Origin of the sequence: Kribbella sp. NPDC026611 (assembly GCF_040638345.1) — a bacterium.
In the GTDB taxonomy this organism is placed as follows: domain Bacteria; phylum Actinomycetota; class Actinomycetes; order Propionibacteriales; family Kribbellaceae; genus Kribbella.
The window spans coordinates 275,880-294,320 of sequence record NZ_JBEZYC010000002.1 but is presented as its reverse complement, the minus strand read 5'-3'; the positions used below and the strand labels follow the sequence as shown (position 1 = coordinate 294,320).

Genomic DNA, 18,441 nt, shown 5'->3' with positions numbered 1-18,441 from the left:
CAGAGCCGTCATCCAGCGCCACGGACCGCTCGGCCCATTCGATGATCACCCACAGATGTCCAGGCGCCAGGCGGCGGGCTGCCCAGCTCGTGCCGCCGGGAGGGTGGTTCCGATGTCTGCAGCTCCGACACGGTCGGTCCGGACGGTACGCCGTACCCGGGGGTTGGTGGCACGGGTCGCTGTGCTCGGCCTGATCGCCGCGTGCCTGTCCGGCCTCGCGCTGAGCCGGTCCGCACCGCCGGCCCAAGCAGCCGCCAGTTGTCCCGCCGGCGGCTGTGCGGTGACCGTCGACGCGCGCGACTTCCCGACCGGCAACCCGTTGGCGAACTTCAGCTACCTCGTCAACCTGGACAACACCAAGCTGCCGAGCGACCCGAAGGCGCTCAACACCGAGAGCAACAGCCCGATCGTCCGCGAAGGCGACCAGACCCGCAACACGGTCACGTTGCCCGCGGGCCGGTACCTGATCTCGGTCCGGTCGCTCGACCACAAGATGTGGGGCAAGTACATCAACCTGCCCGCCGACGCGGCCGCGGACGGCTCCTTGACCGCCCGCGTCGACCTCACCGTGCAGAGCGACGAGCACCCGCTGCCGCTGGGCAAGATCCGGGTCTTCGTGTTCGAGGACAACTCGTGGACGAACGGCGCTCCGGACACCGAGGAGGGCGGCCTGAGCGGCTTCCAGGTCGGTCTCGAGGAGCAGACCCACAGCGCGGTCACGGTCGACTACAACAACCAGCCGCTCTGCGGCGGGCTGTGCCTGACCAACGGCGACGGCTTCAACCAGATCGACAACCTCGGGCCGGCCACGTACTTCATCGACGTGCATCCGCCGGACCGGCCGTGCAACAGCGACCCGAACAGCCGCTGGTACCAGACCACCACGATCGACGGCGGGCTGCAGTTGCAGGCGCCGACCGAAGAAGGTGCCGACGGCACCGGTGCGCCCGGTGAGCAGCTGTGGGAGCCGCCGACCGCGCGGACGGCGTACTGGTTCGGGTTCGTCTGTGCACCGCAGCCGTTCGCGACCGCGGGCACGGGCGAGATCACCGGTACGGCGCGGAACTGGCAGGGCTGGCCGCCCTTCGACCAGCTGACGCTCGGCGAGCCGGTCGAGAACCCATTCGTGGCGCTGAGCGACAGCAGCACCGACCGGACCGTGTTCGTCGGCCAGGGCGATGCCAGCGGCAACTTCGACATCCAGAACGTGCCGCCCGGAAGCTACAACCTGTCCATCTGGGACGAGCAGCTCAGCTACATCATGCGGATCCTGCCGGTCGACATCACCGCCAACCAGACAGTCGCGGTCGAGGACCCGGATCCGGTGCACCCGGACGAGCACGGCGTCGGCGTCTCCCGCTGGTTCGGTTGGCTGGACGGCCATGTCTACAAGGATCTGAACGGTAACCAGGTCAGGGATCCGGGGGAGCCCGGGATCGGCAACACCGACATGGACCAGCGCTGGCGGGACGGCTCGATCAAGGAAGCCACCACGACAGATCCCTCGGGCTACTACCAGTACCCGACCGCGGAAGGTGGACCGCTCGGCCGCTGGATCATCAACGAGCAAGGCTTCGCCCGCTTCGGCGTCAGCGGCGCCGCCCAGCACGACGAGTACGACCCGAGCACCGTGACGCCGATCCCGACCGACCTCGGCGGAGCCCTGCTGACCAACCAGCTGATGACCGAGGGCCATCGCGCCACCGTCGACTGGGGCAAGACCGACTACCCGGCCGGTACGCCGGGCCAGATCGTTGGTATCACCTACTTCTCGACCACCCGGAACGAGTTCGACGCCAAGATGCAGGCGCACGAGGACTACGAGCCGGCGATTCCCGACGTCACGGTGTACCTGGAGACGCTCGGCCCGGACGGCCTGCCGAACACGGCCGACGACGTGATCGTGAACAAGTACGTGACCGATCACTGGGTCCAGCCCAGCGGGACACCGCCGACCGGTACGGCGTACGCCGACGGCTGCGCGGTCCGCGACGCGACCGGTGCGGACATCAGCGCGCAACTCAACCCGGACATCGGGCCGAACTGCCTCGAGGTGCCGATCACCGGTGAGCAGACCAAGGACGGCGCGTTCGACGGCGGCTACGCCTTCGCCGACTACTGCCCGAACGGATACGACCTGACCGCTGACAACGGCAGCTGCAACGGCAACACACAGCCGACCGCACTCGTCGCCGGCACCTACATCACCCACGTCGAGATGCCCAAGGACAGCACCGACACGCGTGCCTGCAACCCGGTCGGCGCCGCCCAGCAGGTCAGCCACCCGAAGGGAACCACGATTCCTGGCGACGGCAGCGGCTGCCTGTACCGGCCCGTCCGCGAGGAGGACGTGAACGTTGACCTCGGCAACCACTTCACTCCGGCGATCCCGCCGCCGCCGTGCACCGGCGACGACCACGTGATCGACAAGTCCACGCTGACGCCGCGGAGCAACTTCTACCCGATCGCGGGGGCGCACGCCCCGCTGTGCGACAAGCGGCTCGTCGTGCTGCAGAACAGCCAGAACGCGAACGCCGACTTCAACCTGATGACGAACTTCCGCACCGACCCCAACGGTACGGACCCGGCCGACACCCGCACCGGTGACGTCGCCGAGCCCGGCCGGCTGGTCGGCCAGGTGTTCAACGACATCTACTTCGAGCGCGACCCGCAGTCGCCGTGGTACGGAGAACCGCGGCCGATCGGCAACATCCCGGTCGGGATCTACGCCCGGGTCGACACCGCCGGATCAGGCGGCAACGTGAACCTGCCGTACGACGCCAACAACTGGCGGCTGCTGACCACCGTGACCACCAGCCCGGACGGCTCGTTCGAGGCGCTCGTCCCGTCGACCGAGACGCTCAACTGCCCGATCCCGCAGGGACCGTGCCCCGGTATGTACCTGGTGAAGGTCGACGACCCCGGCTCCAAGACCGCACCCAACCCGGCCTACAACCCGAACTTGCTGACGGCAACGACTCCGGCCGAGGCCTGGCCGGGTCTGACCACCCAGCTCGACCTGCCGCTGGACCCGATCTCCGGCACCGGCTGCGAGGATCCCGCCGTACCGGCGCGGCCCGAGCTCCTGCAGGTTGACACCCCGGTCCGCACGGCCGGTCAGGTGATGACGATTCAGGCCGACTTCATCGGCGCGCAAGGCACGGCCACCGGGAACACCGGCGTACGGGCGACGCTCACCGACGACCGGACCGGCCAGGTGCAGACGCTCACCCGGGCCAACGGCGGGATCGTCAGCTGGACGCCCGGTACGTCGGGGACCACCGGCGTACCCGATCGGGTCCAGATCCGGATCCCGGCCTTCGGCGGGACCTTCACGCCGGGCCCGAAGCAACTGACGCTGATCACCTCGAACGCCAACGGTGGTGTGCCGACCGTGAACGGCATCACGGTTCACGTCACGGGCACGGCCGGCGGGGCCGCCTACAACCCGAACGTGGTGAACGTCGCCGCTCCGACGCTGACCGGGCACCAACTGCAGGCAGCGATCGACGCCGCGCCCGCGCGCAGCCTGCTGGTGCTGAAGCCAGGCACCTACAACGAGAACGTCGTGGTCTGGAAGCCGTTGAAGATCCAGGGCGTCGGCCCTGGTGGCATCATCGGTGCGCACGAGGCGCAGGCCCGCGACCCGGAGGACCCGCGGTTCCACGTCCTGGGATCGGTCGTCGACGGCCGCTACTTCCAGCAGAACGCGACGCAGTACGACGCCACCATCGCGGCGAACGGCCCCTACGTCGACGCGGCGCACCCGGTACTGCGGGGTGCGGACGTCACCGTGGTCGCGAAGACGGCAACGGCGTACGACCTGACCGGTACGACGGCCCAGGTCAACCAGACCCAGTTCAACCAGTCCCGGATCGACGGCGTCGCCTTGATGACCGGTGGTTCGGGTGAGGGCGCCGGTGGTATCCAGCTCCAGGCGTCGATCAACAACGAGCAGCTCACCAACAACGTGCTCGAGAACAACGCGGGTGTGGTTGCCGGCGGCATCGGGATCGGCCAGCCGTACGACCACGTCAGCCACAACTACTCCGTCAAGGTCGCGAACAACCGGCTGCTCGGCAACGGCGGCCTGACCCAGGCCGGTGGCCTCGGCATCTTCTACGGCTCCGACAACTACGAGGTGGCAGGCAACATCGTCTGCTCGAACTTCAGCGTCAACTACGGCGCCGGCGTCTCGCACATCGGGCTCAGCCCGAACGGCTGGATCCACGACAACCAGATCTACTACAACGACTCGGTCGACTCCGGCGCGGGCGTCGCGATCGAGTCCGAACTGCCGGTCGGCGGCGGGTCGCTCGGCGACGGCACCGGCGCGGTGTCGCTGGACAAGAACCTGATCCAGAGCAACTACTCCGGCGACGACGGCGGCGGTCTGTTCGTCCTCGACGCGCTGAACGCCGTGGTCAACGTCCGGGACAACCAGCTCGTCGACAACGGCTCCGCGGACATCGGCGGCGCGATGATGCTCGACGACTCGTCGAACGTCCGGATCATCAACAACACCGTGGCCAACAACGTGTCGACCGCCTCGTCGGAGAACTCCGCGATCGGCGTACCGCACGCGGCCGGGCTCGCGTCCGAGGGCAACGACCCGCTCTGGCAGGCCGACGCGCGGTACGTCGCGCAGTACCCGAACGCGGCGACCAGGCCGGACTTCTCCCGGCCGACGGCCCAGTTCAACGACATCTTCTGGAACAACAACGCGTTCACGCTGGACAGCTTCGGCCCGGGCGCGACGCTGGTGAACCAGGGGTTCATCGACTTCGAGGTGCACGGTACGGCGAACAACGCCGACACCTTCACCCCGCGGTACTCCGATCTCACCAACGGCCAGATCCTCGGCCCGAACGGCGTCCAGCACGCGGTGCCGGCCGGTCAGGGGAACCTCATCGGCTCGAACCCGGCGTTCGTCACGCCGTTCACGCTCGAGCTGACGGTGTCCGGGTCGCGACTCGATCCGCAGACCGCCGCGGTCACGATCACCGGCGCGGATCCGCCGGTCGGCCTGACCGGGAACTATCACCTGCAAGGTACGAGCCCGGTCGTGGACCGCGGTGTGCGCTGCTCGAACACCGCCGCGCCGGCCCCGATCACCGCACTCAACCCATGCTCCGCGGGCGCAGTACAGGCCCCGAGCGGTACGCCGGACGCGACGCCGCTCGCGACCGAGCCGCTGGGCGACTACGACAGCCAGTACCGTCCGCAGTTGCGCACGCTCCGGGCACTCACCCCGTGGGACCTGGGCGCTGACGAACTGCCTGGCTTGCCCCTGCCGCTACCAACCGCACCTCTGATCAGGAGCCCGCGATGAACTCGCAGCCGGCCGGCGTCGGACGCCGGGATTTCCTGAAGGCCACCGGGTTGGGTGCGCTCGGCACGCTCGCCCTCGGCGGTATCGGCGCCGGCCTGGTCCGCGGGACCGGCGCCGCCACCGCGGCCACGACCACACTCGCGCTGGCCGCCACCGACGGCTACATCTCCGTGCCCGGCCGCGACGACGACCCGCTGTACATCTTCGGGTTCGTCCCGGTCAGCCCGACGGCGACGGTCGACCAGCTCGTCTCGCAGTACAAAGGACATGCGAAGACCAGCGCGCCGACCATCGACGTACGGCAGAACGACGACGTCAAGATCACCCTGACCAACCTCGGGCTGGTGCAGCGGCCCGACCTGGTCGACTCGCACACGGTCCACTGGCACGGGTTCGACGTACCGTCGCCGCTCAACGACGGTGTCCCCGAGGTGTCGGTCGCGGTGCCGATCGGGAAGCAGCTGACGTACTTCTACCGTCCGCACCGCGAAGGCACCTACATGTACCACTGCCATTTCGAGGACGTCGAGCACGTACAGATGGGGATGACCGGCATCGTCTTCGTCCGCCCGCTGCAGGACGGTACGACGATCGGTGGCTTCAACCGGTTCGCGTACAACGACGGCGACGGGTCGACCGGGTACCACCGGCACTTCGCGATCCTGCTGAACGAGTACTGGAGGAACTTCCACGACGGCGACCGGGACATCCAGGAGTCGATCGCGACCGACTACGAGCCGCAGTGGTTCGTCCTGAACGGCCGCTGCTACCCGCAGACCACCTTGCCGAACGACGACCCGGCGCTGCCGGGCGCCCTGCGCATCGCGACGCCGAACCCGAACTACGACAACGCCCTCGACTACAGCCTGCCGAACTCTGCGCTGGTGCAGGTGAACGGCGGCGAGCGGGTCCTGCTGCGGCTCGCGAACCTGGGCTACCAGCAGCACGCGATGCAACTGCCCGGGATCCCGATGCACGTCGTCGGTCAGGACGCGTCGCTGCTGCGGACCACGTCGTACTGGACCAACACGCTCTACATCGGCCCCGGCGAGGCACGCGACGTGCTGTTCGACGCACCGCCGTACGACGCGCTCCGGCCGTCCGGGACCGACGGTCGCGGCAGCTACAACGTCTACTACTTCAAGAACCGGGACTGGCGGCGGCTGTCCAGTCTCGGCGCACCCGGCCCGAGCGGAATGATGACCGAGGTACGGGTGTACCAGAACCCGCTGCCCGCGCAGACCGTCGTGAGCCAGACCTATGTCTGAGCAGGAGGCGACGATGAGCACATCGCAACGGATCCGCCGGTCGCTGGCCGGTCTCGCCCTCGCCGCGGGCCTGCTGCTCCCGGCCGTCGCGCCGACCGCGAGCGCCGGCCCGGAGGCCGTCCCACCGATCGGCATGGTGTGTACGCCAGGCACGGTTGTGGGCGCTACCAGGACCTTCGACCTGGTCGCGTCCGCGGGGACGATCGACACCCCGGACGGCAACAGCGTCTTCATGTGGAGCTACTCACCGGCCGGTGGGCACTTCCAGAGCCCCGGTCCGGTGCTGTGCGCCGGCCAAGGCCAGACGGTCGTCGTGCACCTGCACAACAACTTGCCTGAGGCAACTTCCATCGTGTTCCCGGGGCAGGACGCGGCGGTCACTGCTACCGGCGGCAGCGCGGGTCTGCTCACGAGCGAGGTCGCGCCCGGTGGCGATATCACCTACACGTTCGCCGTCGGCCAGCCGGGCACGTATCTCTACGAGAGCGGATCGGACGTCGCCAAGCAGGTCGAGATGGGCCTGGCCGGCGCGCTGATCGTGCGCCCGGCGCTCGGCGACGACTATGCCTACACGAACGCGGGCACGCAGTTCGCGCCGAGCCGCGAGTACCTCCTGCTGCTCAGCGACATCGACTCCGACCTGCACCACGCGGTCGAGGTCGGCGGCACGTACGACGTGAACGCGCTGCGGAACCGGTACTTCGCGATCAACGGCCGCGAGTTCCCGGACACGATCCAGGACAACGGCTCGGCCCTGCTGCCGAACCAGCCGTACGGCGCCCTGGTCCGGCTGCAGCCGAACTCGGCCGCCGACAACCGGCCCGCACTGATTCGGATGATCAACGTGGGCGCGGTGAACCATCCGTTCCACCCGCACGGGAACCACACCCTGCAGATCGCCCAGGACGGCCGGCTGGTGGCCGCGACCGAACATTTCGGCGAGACCATCGGCTCGGGGCAGACCGAGGACTTCCTGCTCCGCTGGGACGACACCGACAACTGGAGTCCGACCGCGAACCCGCTCCCGGTCGCCCAGCCGAACTACCGCAACGTGTTCTTCAAGGACGGCAACACCTGGTACAGCGGATCGCCGTACCTCGGGTACAAGGGCACGCTGCCGGTCGGTACGACGTCGCAGAACGCGTGCGGTGAGTGGTACTTCCCGCTGCACAGCCACGCGCTGAACGAGTTCACCAACTACGACCAGGGCTTCGGCGGCATGGGTACCCTGCTGCGGGTCGATCCGGCGGGCGGCTGCTTCGGCTCGCCGACCACGTCGTCGCTCGTGGGCGCGTCCCTGAAGTCCGGCGCGGTCGGAGCCCTCGGGCAGTCCGACGACGTCTACTACCAGCTGAACCCCAAGACGACCACCCGTCCGACGGCGACCACGGCCGCTCAGACGTCCATCACAGTCGCCTCGGCCGTCGGTTTCCCCACCACCGGCTCGTACTTCGTTCGCATCGACAACGAGGTCGTGCAGGTCACCGGCGGCCAAGGCACCACTACCTGGACGGTCGCGCGCGGCCAGCTCGGAACGGCAGCAACAACGCACGGCAGCGGTGCCGTGGTGACCGCCCTGGCCACGGACTGGTACGCCGGCTTCGGCGGCGTACCGGCCGGGAGCGCCAACCTCAAGGTGATCTACGAGGGCCGCAACTGTGCCAGCACGACGGCGACCACCTGCACGGCGCTCACCACCAACCTGCCGCAGCAGACCGTCAAGATCTGCAACTGGACAGTGGCCGGCGCGGCTGGCTGCAGTACGGCGACCTCGGCCGGCTGGACGACGTTGCCGGGCGCACCTGCTCAGCCCCAGAACGTCGGTTCCACCGACGTCAGCTCCACCTGGACGCTGCCAGGTTCGGCGAGTGCCTACATCGGTACCGGCTCGTACGCCGGCCAGGTCCGGGTGCTGGTCCACACCCAGCGCTTCACCGGACCCGCCCCGGCCGCCTTCTCGACCTGGGGTGACCTGATGAAGATCGTGTACGACGCGCCATGACCGGGAACGAGCGGCAGAGGAGAGCTGCGATGCCTACATCCGTTCACCGCGGGGCCCGGGTCCTGCTGGTGCTCGCGCTGGCCGTGTTCGGCCTGAGCACGCTGGGTGGTTCCGCTGCTGCGGCGACGGTCGCGATCGAGCTCTGCGCGGTACCGGGCACCGCGCCGCTTCCGGGCGGCGGCCTGGTCCCGATCTGGGGCTTCGGTACGCCGACGACGCCGGGCGACTGCACGTCGGCCTCGCCGACGCTGCCGGGTCCGCAACTCGCGGCGACCGCGGGAGACCTGGTCACGATCACGGTGCGGAACGCATTGCCCGCAGGGCACACGGTCTCCCTCGAGATCCCTGGGGTGGCCTTTAACCCCGGACCGACCGATGCCGCGCCCGGCGCTGCGGTCAGCCGGACCTTCACCGCCCAGCCGGGGACGTACTTGTACCAAAGCGGTGGAGACGCCGGCCGTCAGGAGGCGATGGGGCTCTCCGGCGCGCTCGTCGTCGGCACGACCACGGCCAACCAGGCGTATCCGTCGGCGACCACGGCGTACGACGTCCAGGCGGTGCTGGTGCTGACGGCTGTCGATCCTGCCTTCAACGCCGCGCCTGAGACGTTCGACCTGCAGAACTTCAAGGCGACGTACTGGTTGGTCAACGGCAGGTCCTATCCGGATGTCCCGGCGATCGCCGCCGGGGTCGGCCAACGGGTCTTGCTGCGCTACTTGAATGCCGGCTACGACAACACGTCGATGACCCTGCTCGGCATGCATCAGCAGGTCGTCGCCCGGGATGCCACGCTGCTGACCAACCCGGTCGCTGCCAGCACGGAGACGATCCCGGCCGGTGCCACCGAGGACACGATCGTCACCATGCCGGGCACTGCGCCGCCGAGCACGCACGGCTTTCCGCTGTTCAACCGCCAGCTGCACCTGACCAGCGGGCCGCAGACCGGCACGTCGCCAATCGGCAACGGCATGCTGGTCTTCCTGCACTCATGAAGAAGCTCATCGGTTTCCTGACCGGCGTGGCGCTCGTTGCCGGCGCGCTGACGGTGTGGTTCGTGCTCGGCGCACACCGGCACCCGCCGGCAGCTGCCCCGGTGGCCGAGGTTGCCTGGGGGCGCGCGGCCGTCGATGCGAACGGCCTGGCCGAGCGCAGCGGAGTACGGATCACGCAGGTGGCCGTGACCGGGGGAGGAGGGTTGATCGACCTGCGGTTCCAGGTCCTCGATCCGAACCGGGCGAACAGCCTGCACGATGCGACGACGCCACCGGCCGTGGTCGACGAGGACTCGGGCCTGGTGGTGCGCGACCTGCTGATGAGTCACGCGCACACCGGCAAGTACACGGCGGGGGAGACGTACTACCTGGTGTTCGAGAATCCGGGGAACTGGATCCGGCGCGGGTCGAAGGTCAGCGTGCTGCTGGGCGGGTCCGAGGTCGAGCACGTCGTCGTCCGCTGAGCATCACCCGGTGCATTACTCGGCGAGCGGGATGCTCAGCGCGAACCGGGCACCACCGTTCGGGCCGCGGGCAACGGTCAGCGCGCCACCGTGAGCTTCCGCGATGGCGCGAGCCATCGGCAGGCCGAGGCCGCTGCCCATCGGCCCGTGCTCGGGGCGACGGTGCCAGAACCGGTCGAACACGTACGGCAGGTCCTCGGCCTCGATACCCACTCCGGAGTCCTCGACGACAAGCGTGATGACGCCGGCCGACGACGTACATCGGAGCCGGATGGCGTCGCCGGCCGTGGTGAAGTGGACAGCGTTCTCGACCAGTGCGTCGACGGCGAGCTCGATCCAGTCCGGATCGATCCGCACCTGGCCGGCCGGACCGCTGTCGACCGACCAGGCGCGGTCGCTGCTCGCGGTCCAGTTCCGGCCGATCTCGGAGATCAGCCCGGACAGGTCGGTCGGCCTGAGATCCAGCTCCTCACCGGCATCGAGCCGCGCCAGCGCGAGCAGCCGATTCGACAGTGCCGACATCCGGTCCAGCTGCCGCAACGCCACGTCGACGCTCTCCCGGATGCCGTTCAGGACCGCGCCGTCGTACGCCAACTCGAGGTGACCCCGGGCGATCGTGATCGGCGTCCGGATCGCGTGCGACGTGTCCCGGAGGAAGCCGCGTTCGCGCTCCAGGCTGGCACGCCGCTGGTCGGCCATCCGCTTCACCTGCTGGAGTGCCGCGAACCGTCGCCGGGCATGCCAGACCATCGCGACGAACAGCGCCGGCATCAGCGGCACCTCGGCCAGCTCGGCGTTGTCGATGATGTGGTTGACCACCCGGTCGGCGAGCACCCAGCCGGTCGCCCCGGTGACCACCAGCGCCACCAGGACGGTCGTCCACAGCGGCCAGACCCGGAACCCGTAGACGATCGTCAGGCTGAGGAAGAGGAAGTGGTACGGGATCGTCTCCTCGCCCGGCAGCCTGATCATCAGCAGCAGCATCGCGAGCATGAAGACCGCCAGCAGGCCGTCCGTGATCGACCCGCGGCTCAGGTGCCGCACGCGCGGTCCGGTCAGGACCTCGGCCTGGTCAGGCCGTCTGTAGCTGATAGCCGACATTGCGAACCGTCCGGATGGCGTCGCTGCGGAGCTTCGACCGCAGCCGGCCGATACACACGTCGACCAGGTTGGTCGACGGGTCGAAGTCGTAGCCCCACACCTCGGACAGCAGCTCCTGCCGCGAGCAGACGGTGTCCGGGTTCCGCATCAGGTGCTGCAGCAGCAGGAACTCACGCTGTGGCAGCTCCGCGGTCCGCTGACCGATCTGGAGGCGCCGAGTGCGGGTGTCGAGGACGATCTCGCCGACCCGCAGTACCTCGGGCAGCCAGGGTGCGCCGGCGGTCACCGGTGACAGCAACCGTGAGCGCACCCGGGCGATCAGTTCACGGACCACGAACGGTTTGGCCAGGAAGTCGACCGCGCCCTGCTCGAGGCAGGCGACCCGGACCTGGCGGTCCTCGGTGGCCGACAGCACCAGGATCCGGTGCGACCGGTCGTGCGTCAGCAACGCGGTCAGGACCGCCTGCCCGTCGAGTCCCGGCATCAGCAGATCCAGAATCACCAGGTCGGGTTTGGTGGTCAGGGCGAGCCGGAGTCCCTCGGTCCCGTCCGTGGCGGTGGCGACGTGGAAGCCTTCGACCTCCAGCGCACTGCGGACGAACCCGAGCAGGTCAGGCTCGTCGTCGACAACAAGAATTCTGGTCATCGAACCCCCTCGAGGCCGTACGGCCGCACGGCCGCACTGCCGGGGCACGGACTGTCCAGCGGCTGCACCCCACAGCCTCCGGTTCGGGACCCCACCGACCCCGTGACCCAGAGACATTGTCCGACCACCCGGTTCCGGACGGAAGAGGTCAGTAATCCCCGGCTTCGGTCGGCTTCGGTCGGCTGCGGATGACAGTCCTGTCATTCCCGGGTCGCGCTGTTCCGCGCGGTCGCGCGGCAGGCGTACTTTTCCACCGTCCCTGATCCCGAAGGCACGTCCTGATGTCCCGACACCGCGTGTCAGCGCGTGTCCACGGCCCGCTGGCCCGGCTCGCCTGGTTCCTCTGGTACCTCGCCGTACTGCTCGTCCCGCTCGGGCTGACCTGGGGTGTTCTCGGGCCGCCGGACGCGGGCGCCGGCAACGCTCTGGTGCTCAGCACGGGTCTGGTCGGGTTCTCCGCGCTGGTGATCGCGGTCGCGCTGCCGGCCCGGTTGCCCTTGCTCATCGCCAGCTTCGGGATCGAGACGGTGCTCGCTGTCCACCGGCTGGTGGCGTTGATCGCGGTCGTGCTGGTGGTGGCGCACCTCGTCGGGGTTCTGATCACCGATCCGCGGGGGCTCGCGATCCTCGATCTCGCGCACACGACGCGGGCCGCCCGGGCCGCGGTCATCTCGACGGTCGCGCTGGTGCTGGTCGTCGTACTCGCGTTGCGTCGTCCCGGGCGCCAGCCGCGGTACGAGGGCTGGCGTCTCGTGCACAACGGGCTGGTGGCGATCGTGCTCGTGATGGCGTGGCTCCACGTGTGGTGGCTTCGGCACCTGGTGTCGCACGTCCTGCTGGCGGCGTGGTTCGTCGCATCCGGTCTGCTGATCGCCGGCCTGGCGGCGCGCCGGTGGATCTGGTTGCCGATCCGGGCCCGCCGGTTCGCGTACCTCGTGGTGTCGGTGCGGCCCGTCGCCGGTGACGGGGTGACGCTGGTGATCCAGGCCGACGGGCATCCCGGTATGCCGTTCGAGCCGGGCCAGTTCGTCTGGCTCAAGATCGGGTCCACGCCGTTCGTGTTCGAGGAACACCCGTTCAGCATCGCCTCGACGGCCGAGCATCCGGACCGGATCGAGTTCACGATCAAGGCGCTCGGGGACTTCACCGAGCTGCTCGGCGCGTTGCGTCCGGGTCGCCGGGTGTTCCTGGACGGGCCGTACGGCGGTTTCACCACCGAGGGGCTCGAGCACGCGCCGGGGTTCGTGTTCATCGCCGCGGGGGTCGGGATCACGCCGCTGCTGAGCATGCTGCGCACCCTTGCGGACCGAGCCGACCCGCGACGGTTCTGGCTCATCGTGTCGGCCCGGACCGAACGCGACCTGATGCTGCTGCCGGAGGTCGAACAAGTCCGGACACGGCTGAAGCTGAAGGTGATCCAGGTGGTCAGCGCGCCCGAACCAGGCTGGACCGGCGAGCGCGGCCGGATCAGTCACACCTTGCTTCGCCGCGTCCTCCCGCGGCAGTCGCAGCGATTGCACTATTTCCTCTGTGGCCCGGCTCCGATGGTGACCGCGGTCAGCCGGGACCTGACCGCGCTCGGGATCCCCGTCCGCAGAATCCACACCGAACGCTTCGGGGCGGTCTGACTGTCCCCGGTCAGCGGACGATTGCGGTCGGGCAGTGGGTGTGGTGCAAGACGGACTGACCGACCGAGCCGAGGAGCAGCCCGGTGAAGCCGCCGCGTCCGCGGGAGCCGACGACCAGCAGGTCGGCGGTCTCGGAGCGCCGGATGAGTGCCGGTGCGGCGGATCCGCTGACCAGCTCGGTGGTCCACTGCACGTCGGGGTGCTCGGCCGCCGCGCCGGCGACGGACTCGGAGACGAGCAGCCGGGACTCCTCATTCACCTTCGCCTCGTCGAACTGCAGCATCGACGCGGCGTCGTCGTATGTGAGGAACGGCGACGTCCAGGCATGAACCGCGACGACGCGGGCCTGCAGCGCGTCGGCCTGCTCGAAGGCGAACTCGATGGCCTTCGCGGACGCCTTGGAGCCATCCACGCCGACGACCACGGTCGGCTCTTCAGAAGTGCGAAGCCGCAGCTCCGACGGTACGACGACCACCGGGCTTTGCGCGTGCGTGGTCACCTGGACCGCGACCGATCCGGCCAGCAGCCCGCTCCAGCCGCCGAGGCCACGCGAGCCGATGACGACCAGCCGCGCCTCGGCGGCGGTGTCGATCAAAGCCTTCGACGCCGGCCCACCGATCAGGCTGGTCTCGACGACCAGGTCCGGATGCTGCAACCGGAAACCTTCGGCCACCGCGTCGAGCTCCTTCTGCCGGGCCGAGCGGACGGCCTCGAGCGGTACGACGTGCCCGGGTGACGGCCGGGTGATGACGACGAGCTCGAAAGCCTCGGTGATCCGTAGCGGTGCCGCGGTCCGGACGGCCTCGGCGGTGGCCCAGCGCAGTGCGCTCCGGCTACCGGGCGAGCCGTCGTACCCGACGACGATCGGGGCGGGGTGGGTGGTCATGGTGTGCTCCCTTGGCTTGGTGCAGGTGTCCAGCGTCCGGCGGTGGCTGGGTGGGCGGCAGCGGCATACGTCCCGGGATGGCTGGGCCGTTCGGCTCCCGCGGCTGGGGTGAGAACGACTCTGACCGGCGGAGGCCGGAGATTCGACGATCTAGGTGTCGGAAACCAACCGAAAGGACGACACCATGACCATCACGCCGCACCGGCAGCGACACCTGTCGGCTCCCACGATGGAGCCCGATGGCCAGCGGCACCCGATCATCACTCCGACGGCCGGGCGAGCACTCGCCGTACTGCGGATCGCGTACGGCCTCACCTTCCTGTGGGCCTTCGTGGACAAGGTGTTCGGCTTCGGGTATGCCACCAAGTCCGGCAAGGGCTGGATCGACGGCGGCGACCCGACCGCCGGATTCCTGGGCAAGGGCACGGCCGGCCCGATGAGCGACTTCTACCACTCGTTGGTCGGTGACTGGTGGGTCAGCCCGCTGTTCATGATCGGCCTGGCCGGGATCGGTATCGCGCTGACGCTGGGTATCGGGATGCGGATCGCGGCGGTCAGCGGGGCGCTCCTGTACCTGCTGATGTGGTCGGCGAACCTGCCGCCGGCGAACAACCCGGTCCTGGACGACCACATCCTCGGCGCCATCTCGGTCGTCGCCCTCGCACTCGTTGCCGCTGGCAATGTATGGGGCTTCGGCAAGTGGTGGGCCGGGCTGGACTTCGTCCGCAAGTACCCGTGGCTGCGGTAGGCAAAGGGTTCGCTGGCCGTCGTATCCGAACGACAACGAGGTGAGAGAGATGAGTACCTGGAACCGGACCGGGCCCGTGGTGGTCGAAGTCGACGGGAGTGGGGAGAATCTGCGGGTGGTGGACTACGCCGCCGCGGAGGCGCTTCGGTCCGGAGCCGAGTTGGTGCTTGTGGCGCCGTACGCGGCGCACGGATCGTTCACCCCGGCGATGCCGGGGTACGTTCCGAAGCCGCCCGCGGAGCTGGCGGATGCCGCGCTGCGCGTCGCTGTCGCGCACGTGCGGCACCGAGAGGGGTACGCCATGGATCTGGCGGCCGTCACCGGCGAGGGGTCCCGGACCAGGGTGCTGGCCCATGCGGCCCGCGCGGCACGGCTCCTGATCGTTGGCCGCTCCCACAACCGCGGTCCGCAGCGGCTGGTGCACGCGCAGGCGAACCTGACCCTCGCCCGCCGGGCCGGTTGCCCGGTCGTCGTCGTACCGCTGTCGTGGCGGCCGTCACTGCTCGACCGGAAGGTTGCTGTTGGCATCGATGGTACGACGCTGTCCGCCGAGGCACTGGAGTTCGCCTTCGGAGCTGCGGCGGCCCGCGAGGCGGATCTGACCCTGGTGCACGCCGGACTGCCGGCCGAGCACGCCTTCGACGACGGGGACCCGGGTCACTCGTGGATCAGCCGGGCCGACCAGCTGCTGTCGGAGACGCTCTCGCCGTGGACCAGCCGGTATCCGACCGTCAAGGTGACACGGTTCCTGAGCAGCCGGCCACCCGCCGCTGCGCTGGTGCACGAGAGCGGCGAAGTCGGCCTGGTCGTGGTCGGCGCGCACACCGGGAAGCTGCCCGTCGATCCCGTCGCGCGGCATTCGGTGGCCGCGATGACCTGCCCGGTCGCGATCGTGCCCCACCATGTCACCCCGGCCGAGCGGACGGACGACGCACGCCGCGACGCCGCCGTACCGACGCACTGAAGGAGGCCGACGATGTTCGGCACCGGTCGTGCACTGGTGCCGGTGTACCGGGCGCCGACGGTGATTCCCGGCGGCATACGTCTGCTGGTTGTCGGCAGTCCGATCCACGCGTTCTCGACGAGCCGAGCGTCGACCCGCCAGGACGCGTGGAGGCAGGCCGAGGTGGTGATGCCCGCCGCTGGGGCGAGGACCTCGCGCGGACGTTGCGTTCCCTGAAGGCGGCGTGACGATGCACACGACAGCGGGATCCCTCGGTTGTGTGGTTACCAGGATCGGATGCGGCGGCCGGTGATCTGGTGGGGCTCGATGGCGAGGCAGGTGTCGCGGCGGCCGCCGGCCCACGGCTCGACTCGGCCGTAGGCGGCATCGCTTTCGAGGTCGGTGGCCGGGCGGACCTTGCCGTTGATCAGCACGCTCCAGCCGTCGTGCATGCCTTCGTCGAAGGAGTCGAGTTCGAAGGCGATCGGTTCCAGGTCGTACTGCGCGACCGCGCTGTCGGCCGCGGTGCGGAAGAGGATCAGGTTGTCGTGGTAGCAGTAGTTGACCGGGATCACCACGAGCTCGTCGGCTCCGCGGTACGCGATGCGGCCGACGTCCGCGGCCTCGACGAGGGCGAGACACTCGTCCCGGCGCATGGGCTGGAGTACGGGCGTGAGCGGTGCGCGACGTACTCCGAAGGGCGTGTGCGGCCCGGTCAGGTCGTCGACGGTGCTGTCCAGGGCGTGGGCGAGCTGGACGAGCTCGGCGCCGGTGAGTACGAACGGCCGGGTCTCGATGTGCTCGATCCGGCGGGCGCTCAGTCCGGTGCGCTCCGCAACCTCTGCGGTACTCAGGCCGAGAGCGAGTCGGCGGTGCTGGATACGACTGCCGAGGCCGCTGGTCGCGGCGGCTGCTGACCTGGTGTCCATCGGAGTGTGCCTTTCGGTCGTGATCACCTCCAGGCAATCAGCCGTCCGGCCGCGCGGGCAGGGCCTGAGGTCCCGGCCGCGGCAGGCCGGCTGCCGCCAAAGGTCCCGTCGGTGCCGGGACCCAGGTCCCTTCCGTTCTGGGCCGTGGTGGCGGGATGCTGGGGGAGTGCCGGCCGGACGGCTGGTGAAGCGCTCGAGGAGACGATGATGGCGATCACGGTGTTCCTGCTCGACGACCACGAGGTGGTCCGGCTGGGCCTGCACCAGCTGCTCGACGCGGAACCGGACATCGAGGTCGTCGGCGACGCTGCGACCGCCGCGGAGGCGATCGCCCGGATCCCCGCCGTACGCCCCGACGTCGCCGTCCTCGACGTCCGGCTGCCCGACGGCGACGGGATCACCGTGTGCCGGGAGATCCGGTCCGTAATGGACGAGCCGCCCGCGTGCCTGATGCTCACGTCGTTCTCCGACGACGAGGCCCTCTTCACCGCGATCATGGCGGGCGCGTCCGGCTACCTGCTCAAGCAGGTCCACGGCCAGACCCTCATCGACGCCGTACGCCGCCTCGCCGCCGGCGAGTCGCTCCTGGACCCCAGCATGACACGCAAGGTCCTCGAACGCCTCCGTCACCCCGTTGCCGAGGAGGACCCGCGCTACGCGAGCCTCACCGAGCAGGAACGCCGGATCCTCGCCGAGATCGCCGAGGGCAAGACCAACCGCCAGATCGCCCAGTCCCTCTACCTCGCCGAGAAGACCGTCAAGAACTACGTCTCCTCCCTGCTCCGCAAACTCAACCTCGAACGCCGCACCGAAGCCGCCGTCTTCGCCGTCGAACACGCGGCGAAACACCCACGGACCTGACCGGGCTGCTCAGCCGAGGTAGTTCTCGGTGGCTGGGCGCGGGTCGCGGTGCCAGGTGCTGCGGTTGGTGGCGGTGAGGGCGGCGTCGAGGTCGGTGGCCCAGGCGCGGATCTTGGACCAGTCGCGGGAGTCTCCGGACAGGGTGCCGGTGGCCAGGTGGCGGGCGAGGAACCCGGTGGCGGTTTCGGGGGTGAGGCGGCCGGCGAACGTGACGGCCGGGGTGGCGCCGATCTTCTCCGCGGCGTGCCGGACTGCGCGTGGCATGGTCTGGGCCTGGTCCTTGTCCGGACCCACCGGCCCACTGTGGAAGAGCCAGACCTGGCGGTCGCGGAGTTCGGCGGTGTGGTGGCGCAGGAAGTGCACCGCTTCGGGGCGCCAGCGGCGGGCGTAGATGGCGCTGCCGAGGACAACGGCGTCGTACGGCGTGAGGTCGTTGACCTGGGCAACATCCAGTACGTCGACCAGGTGGCCGTGGGCGCGCAGCTCGTCGCCGATCGCTTCGGCGATGCCGGCCGTCGCGCCTGCCTTGCTGGCGTAGGCGACCAGTACGTTCTTCGACATCGTGACCTCCTCGGGTTCACCTTCAGGACACCACTCCGCGGTGCCGCCCGGCAGTGCCGAACGGCCCGCTGTGCGGAGGA

14 protein-coding genes are annotated in these 18,441 nt (G+C 69.4%); 9 read left to right on the top strand and 5 right to left on the bottom strand.

Annotated features, from left to right (window positions below; all coding sequences use genetic code 11):
• The first annotated feature begins 112 nt into the window (after positions 1–112).
• The 5 genes from AB0E69_RS07515 to AB0E69_RS07495 are packed head-to-tail and all read left to right on the top strand — an operon-like array spanning position 113 to position 10,058.
• Positions 113–5,332, top strand: coding sequence for a hypothetical protein (locus AB0E69_RS07515; RefSeq protein WP_360141200.1), 5,220 nt, complete (start codon positions 113–115; stop codon positions 5,330–5,332).
• Positions 5,329–6,600, top strand: coding sequence for a multicopper oxidase domain-containing protein (locus AB0E69_RS07510; RefSeq protein WP_360141197.1), 1,272 nt, complete (start codon positions 5,329–5,331; stop codon positions 6,598–6,600). The genes AB0E69_RS07515 and AB0E69_RS07510 overlap by 4 nt, the downstream gene beginning before the upstream one ends.
• 13 nt (positions 6,601–6,613) lie before the next feature.
• Positions 6,614–8,602 carry a multicopper oxidase domain-containing protein gene (locus tag AB0E69_RS07505; protein ID WP_360141194.1) on the top strand — a complete coding sequence of 663 codons (1,989 nt, stop codon included), beginning with the start codon at positions 6,614–6,616 and terminating at the stop codon, positions 8,600–8,602.
• Positions 8,603–8,631: 29 nt separating this feature from the next.
• Positions 8,632–9,594: a multicopper oxidase domain-containing protein gene (locus AB0E69_RS07500; RefSeq protein WP_360141191.1), complete on the top strand. Its 963-nt coding sequence runs from the start codon at positions 8,632–8,634 to the stop codon at positions 9,592–9,594.
• A complete protein-coding gene (locus AB0E69_RS07495; protein ID WP_360141188.1) occupies positions 9,591–10,058 on the top strand; it encodes a hypothetical protein in 468 nt (155 codons plus the stop codon). The genes AB0E69_RS07500 and AB0E69_RS07495 overlap by 4 nt, the downstream gene beginning before the upstream one ends.
• Before the next feature lie 15 nt (positions 10,059–10,073).
• Here the strand turns inward: AB0E69_RS07495 and AB0E69_RS07490 are convergent, their stop codons facing one another.
• Positions 10,074–11,159 (bottom strand): HAMP domain-containing sensor histidine kinase, encoded by a 1,086-nt coding sequence (locus tag AB0E69_RS07490; RefSeq protein ID WP_360141185.1) that lies wholly within the window; start codon positions 11,157–11,159, stop codon positions 10,074–10,076.
• Positions 11,131–11,805: a response regulator transcription factor gene (locus tag AB0E69_RS07485; protein ID WP_360141182.1), complete on the bottom strand. Its 675-nt coding sequence runs from the start codon at positions 11,803–11,805 to the stop codon at positions 11,131–11,133. Before AB0E69_RS07485 ends, AB0E69_RS07490 begins: the two co-directional genes overlap by 29 nt.
• Before the next feature lie 296 nt (positions 11,806–12,101).
• On the opposite strand from AB0E69_RS07485, the gene AB0E69_RS07480 reads away from it, so the two are divergent.
• Complete coding sequence (locus tag AB0E69_RS07480; protein WP_360141179.1) at positions 12,102–13,433, top strand: ferric reductase-like transmembrane domain-containing protein; 1,332 nt, start codon at positions 12,102–12,104, stop codon at positions 13,431–13,433.
• Between the two features lie 10 nt (positions 13,434–13,443).
• Here the strand turns inward: AB0E69_RS07480 and AB0E69_RS07475 are convergent, their stop codons facing one another.
• The gene (locus tag AB0E69_RS07475) at positions 13,444–14,319 is read right to left on the bottom strand and encodes a universal stress protein (protein WP_360141176.1); all 876 of its coding nucleotides are present in this window, start codon (positions 14,317–14,319) and stop codon (positions 13,444–13,446) included.
• Between the two features lie 184 nt (positions 14,320–14,503).
• Here AB0E69_RS07475 and AB0E69_RS07470 point away from each other — a divergent pair, with 184 nt between their 5' ends.
• Positions 14,504–15,067 carry a hypothetical protein gene (locus AB0E69_RS07470; protein ID WP_360141173.1) on the top strand — a complete coding sequence of 188 codons (564 nt, stop codon included), beginning with the start codon at positions 14,504–14,506 and terminating at the stop codon, positions 15,065–15,067.
• 49 nt (positions 15,068–15,116) lie between these two features.
• The gene (locus tag AB0E69_RS07465) at positions 15,117–16,031 is read left to right on the top strand and encodes a universal stress protein (RefSeq protein ID WP_360141170.1); all 915 of its coding nucleotides are present in this window, start codon (positions 15,117–15,119) and stop codon (positions 16,029–16,031) included.
• Between the two features lie 263 nt (positions 16,032–16,294).
• Here AB0E69_RS07465 and AB0E69_RS07460 read toward each other — a convergent pair whose 3' ends face one another.
• On the bottom strand, positions 16,295–16,939 hold the full coding sequence (locus AB0E69_RS07460) for a pyridoxamine 5'-phosphate oxidase family protein (protein WP_360141167.1): 645 nt from the start codon (positions 16,937–16,939) through the stop codon (positions 16,295–16,297).
• A gap of 207 nt (positions 16,940–17,146) precedes the next feature.
• Between AB0E69_RS07460 and AB0E69_RS07455 the strand changes: the two genes are divergently transcribed.
• The gene (locus AB0E69_RS07455; protein ID WP_360142996.1) at positions 17,147–17,800 is read left to right on the top strand and encodes a response regulator transcription factor; all 654 of its coding nucleotides are present in this window, start codon (positions 17,147–17,149) and stop codon (positions 17,798–17,800) included.
• A 9-nt stretch (positions 17,801–17,809) separates the two neighbouring features.
• Here AB0E69_RS07455 and AB0E69_RS07450 read toward each other — a convergent pair whose 3' ends face one another.
• The gene (locus tag AB0E69_RS07450) at positions 17,810–18,361 is read right to left on the bottom strand and encodes a flavodoxin domain-containing protein (RefSeq protein ID WP_360141164.1); all 552 of its coding nucleotides are present in this window, start codon (positions 18,359–18,361) and stop codon (positions 17,810–17,812) included.
• Between the last annotated feature and the right edge of the window lie 80 nt (positions 18,362–18,441).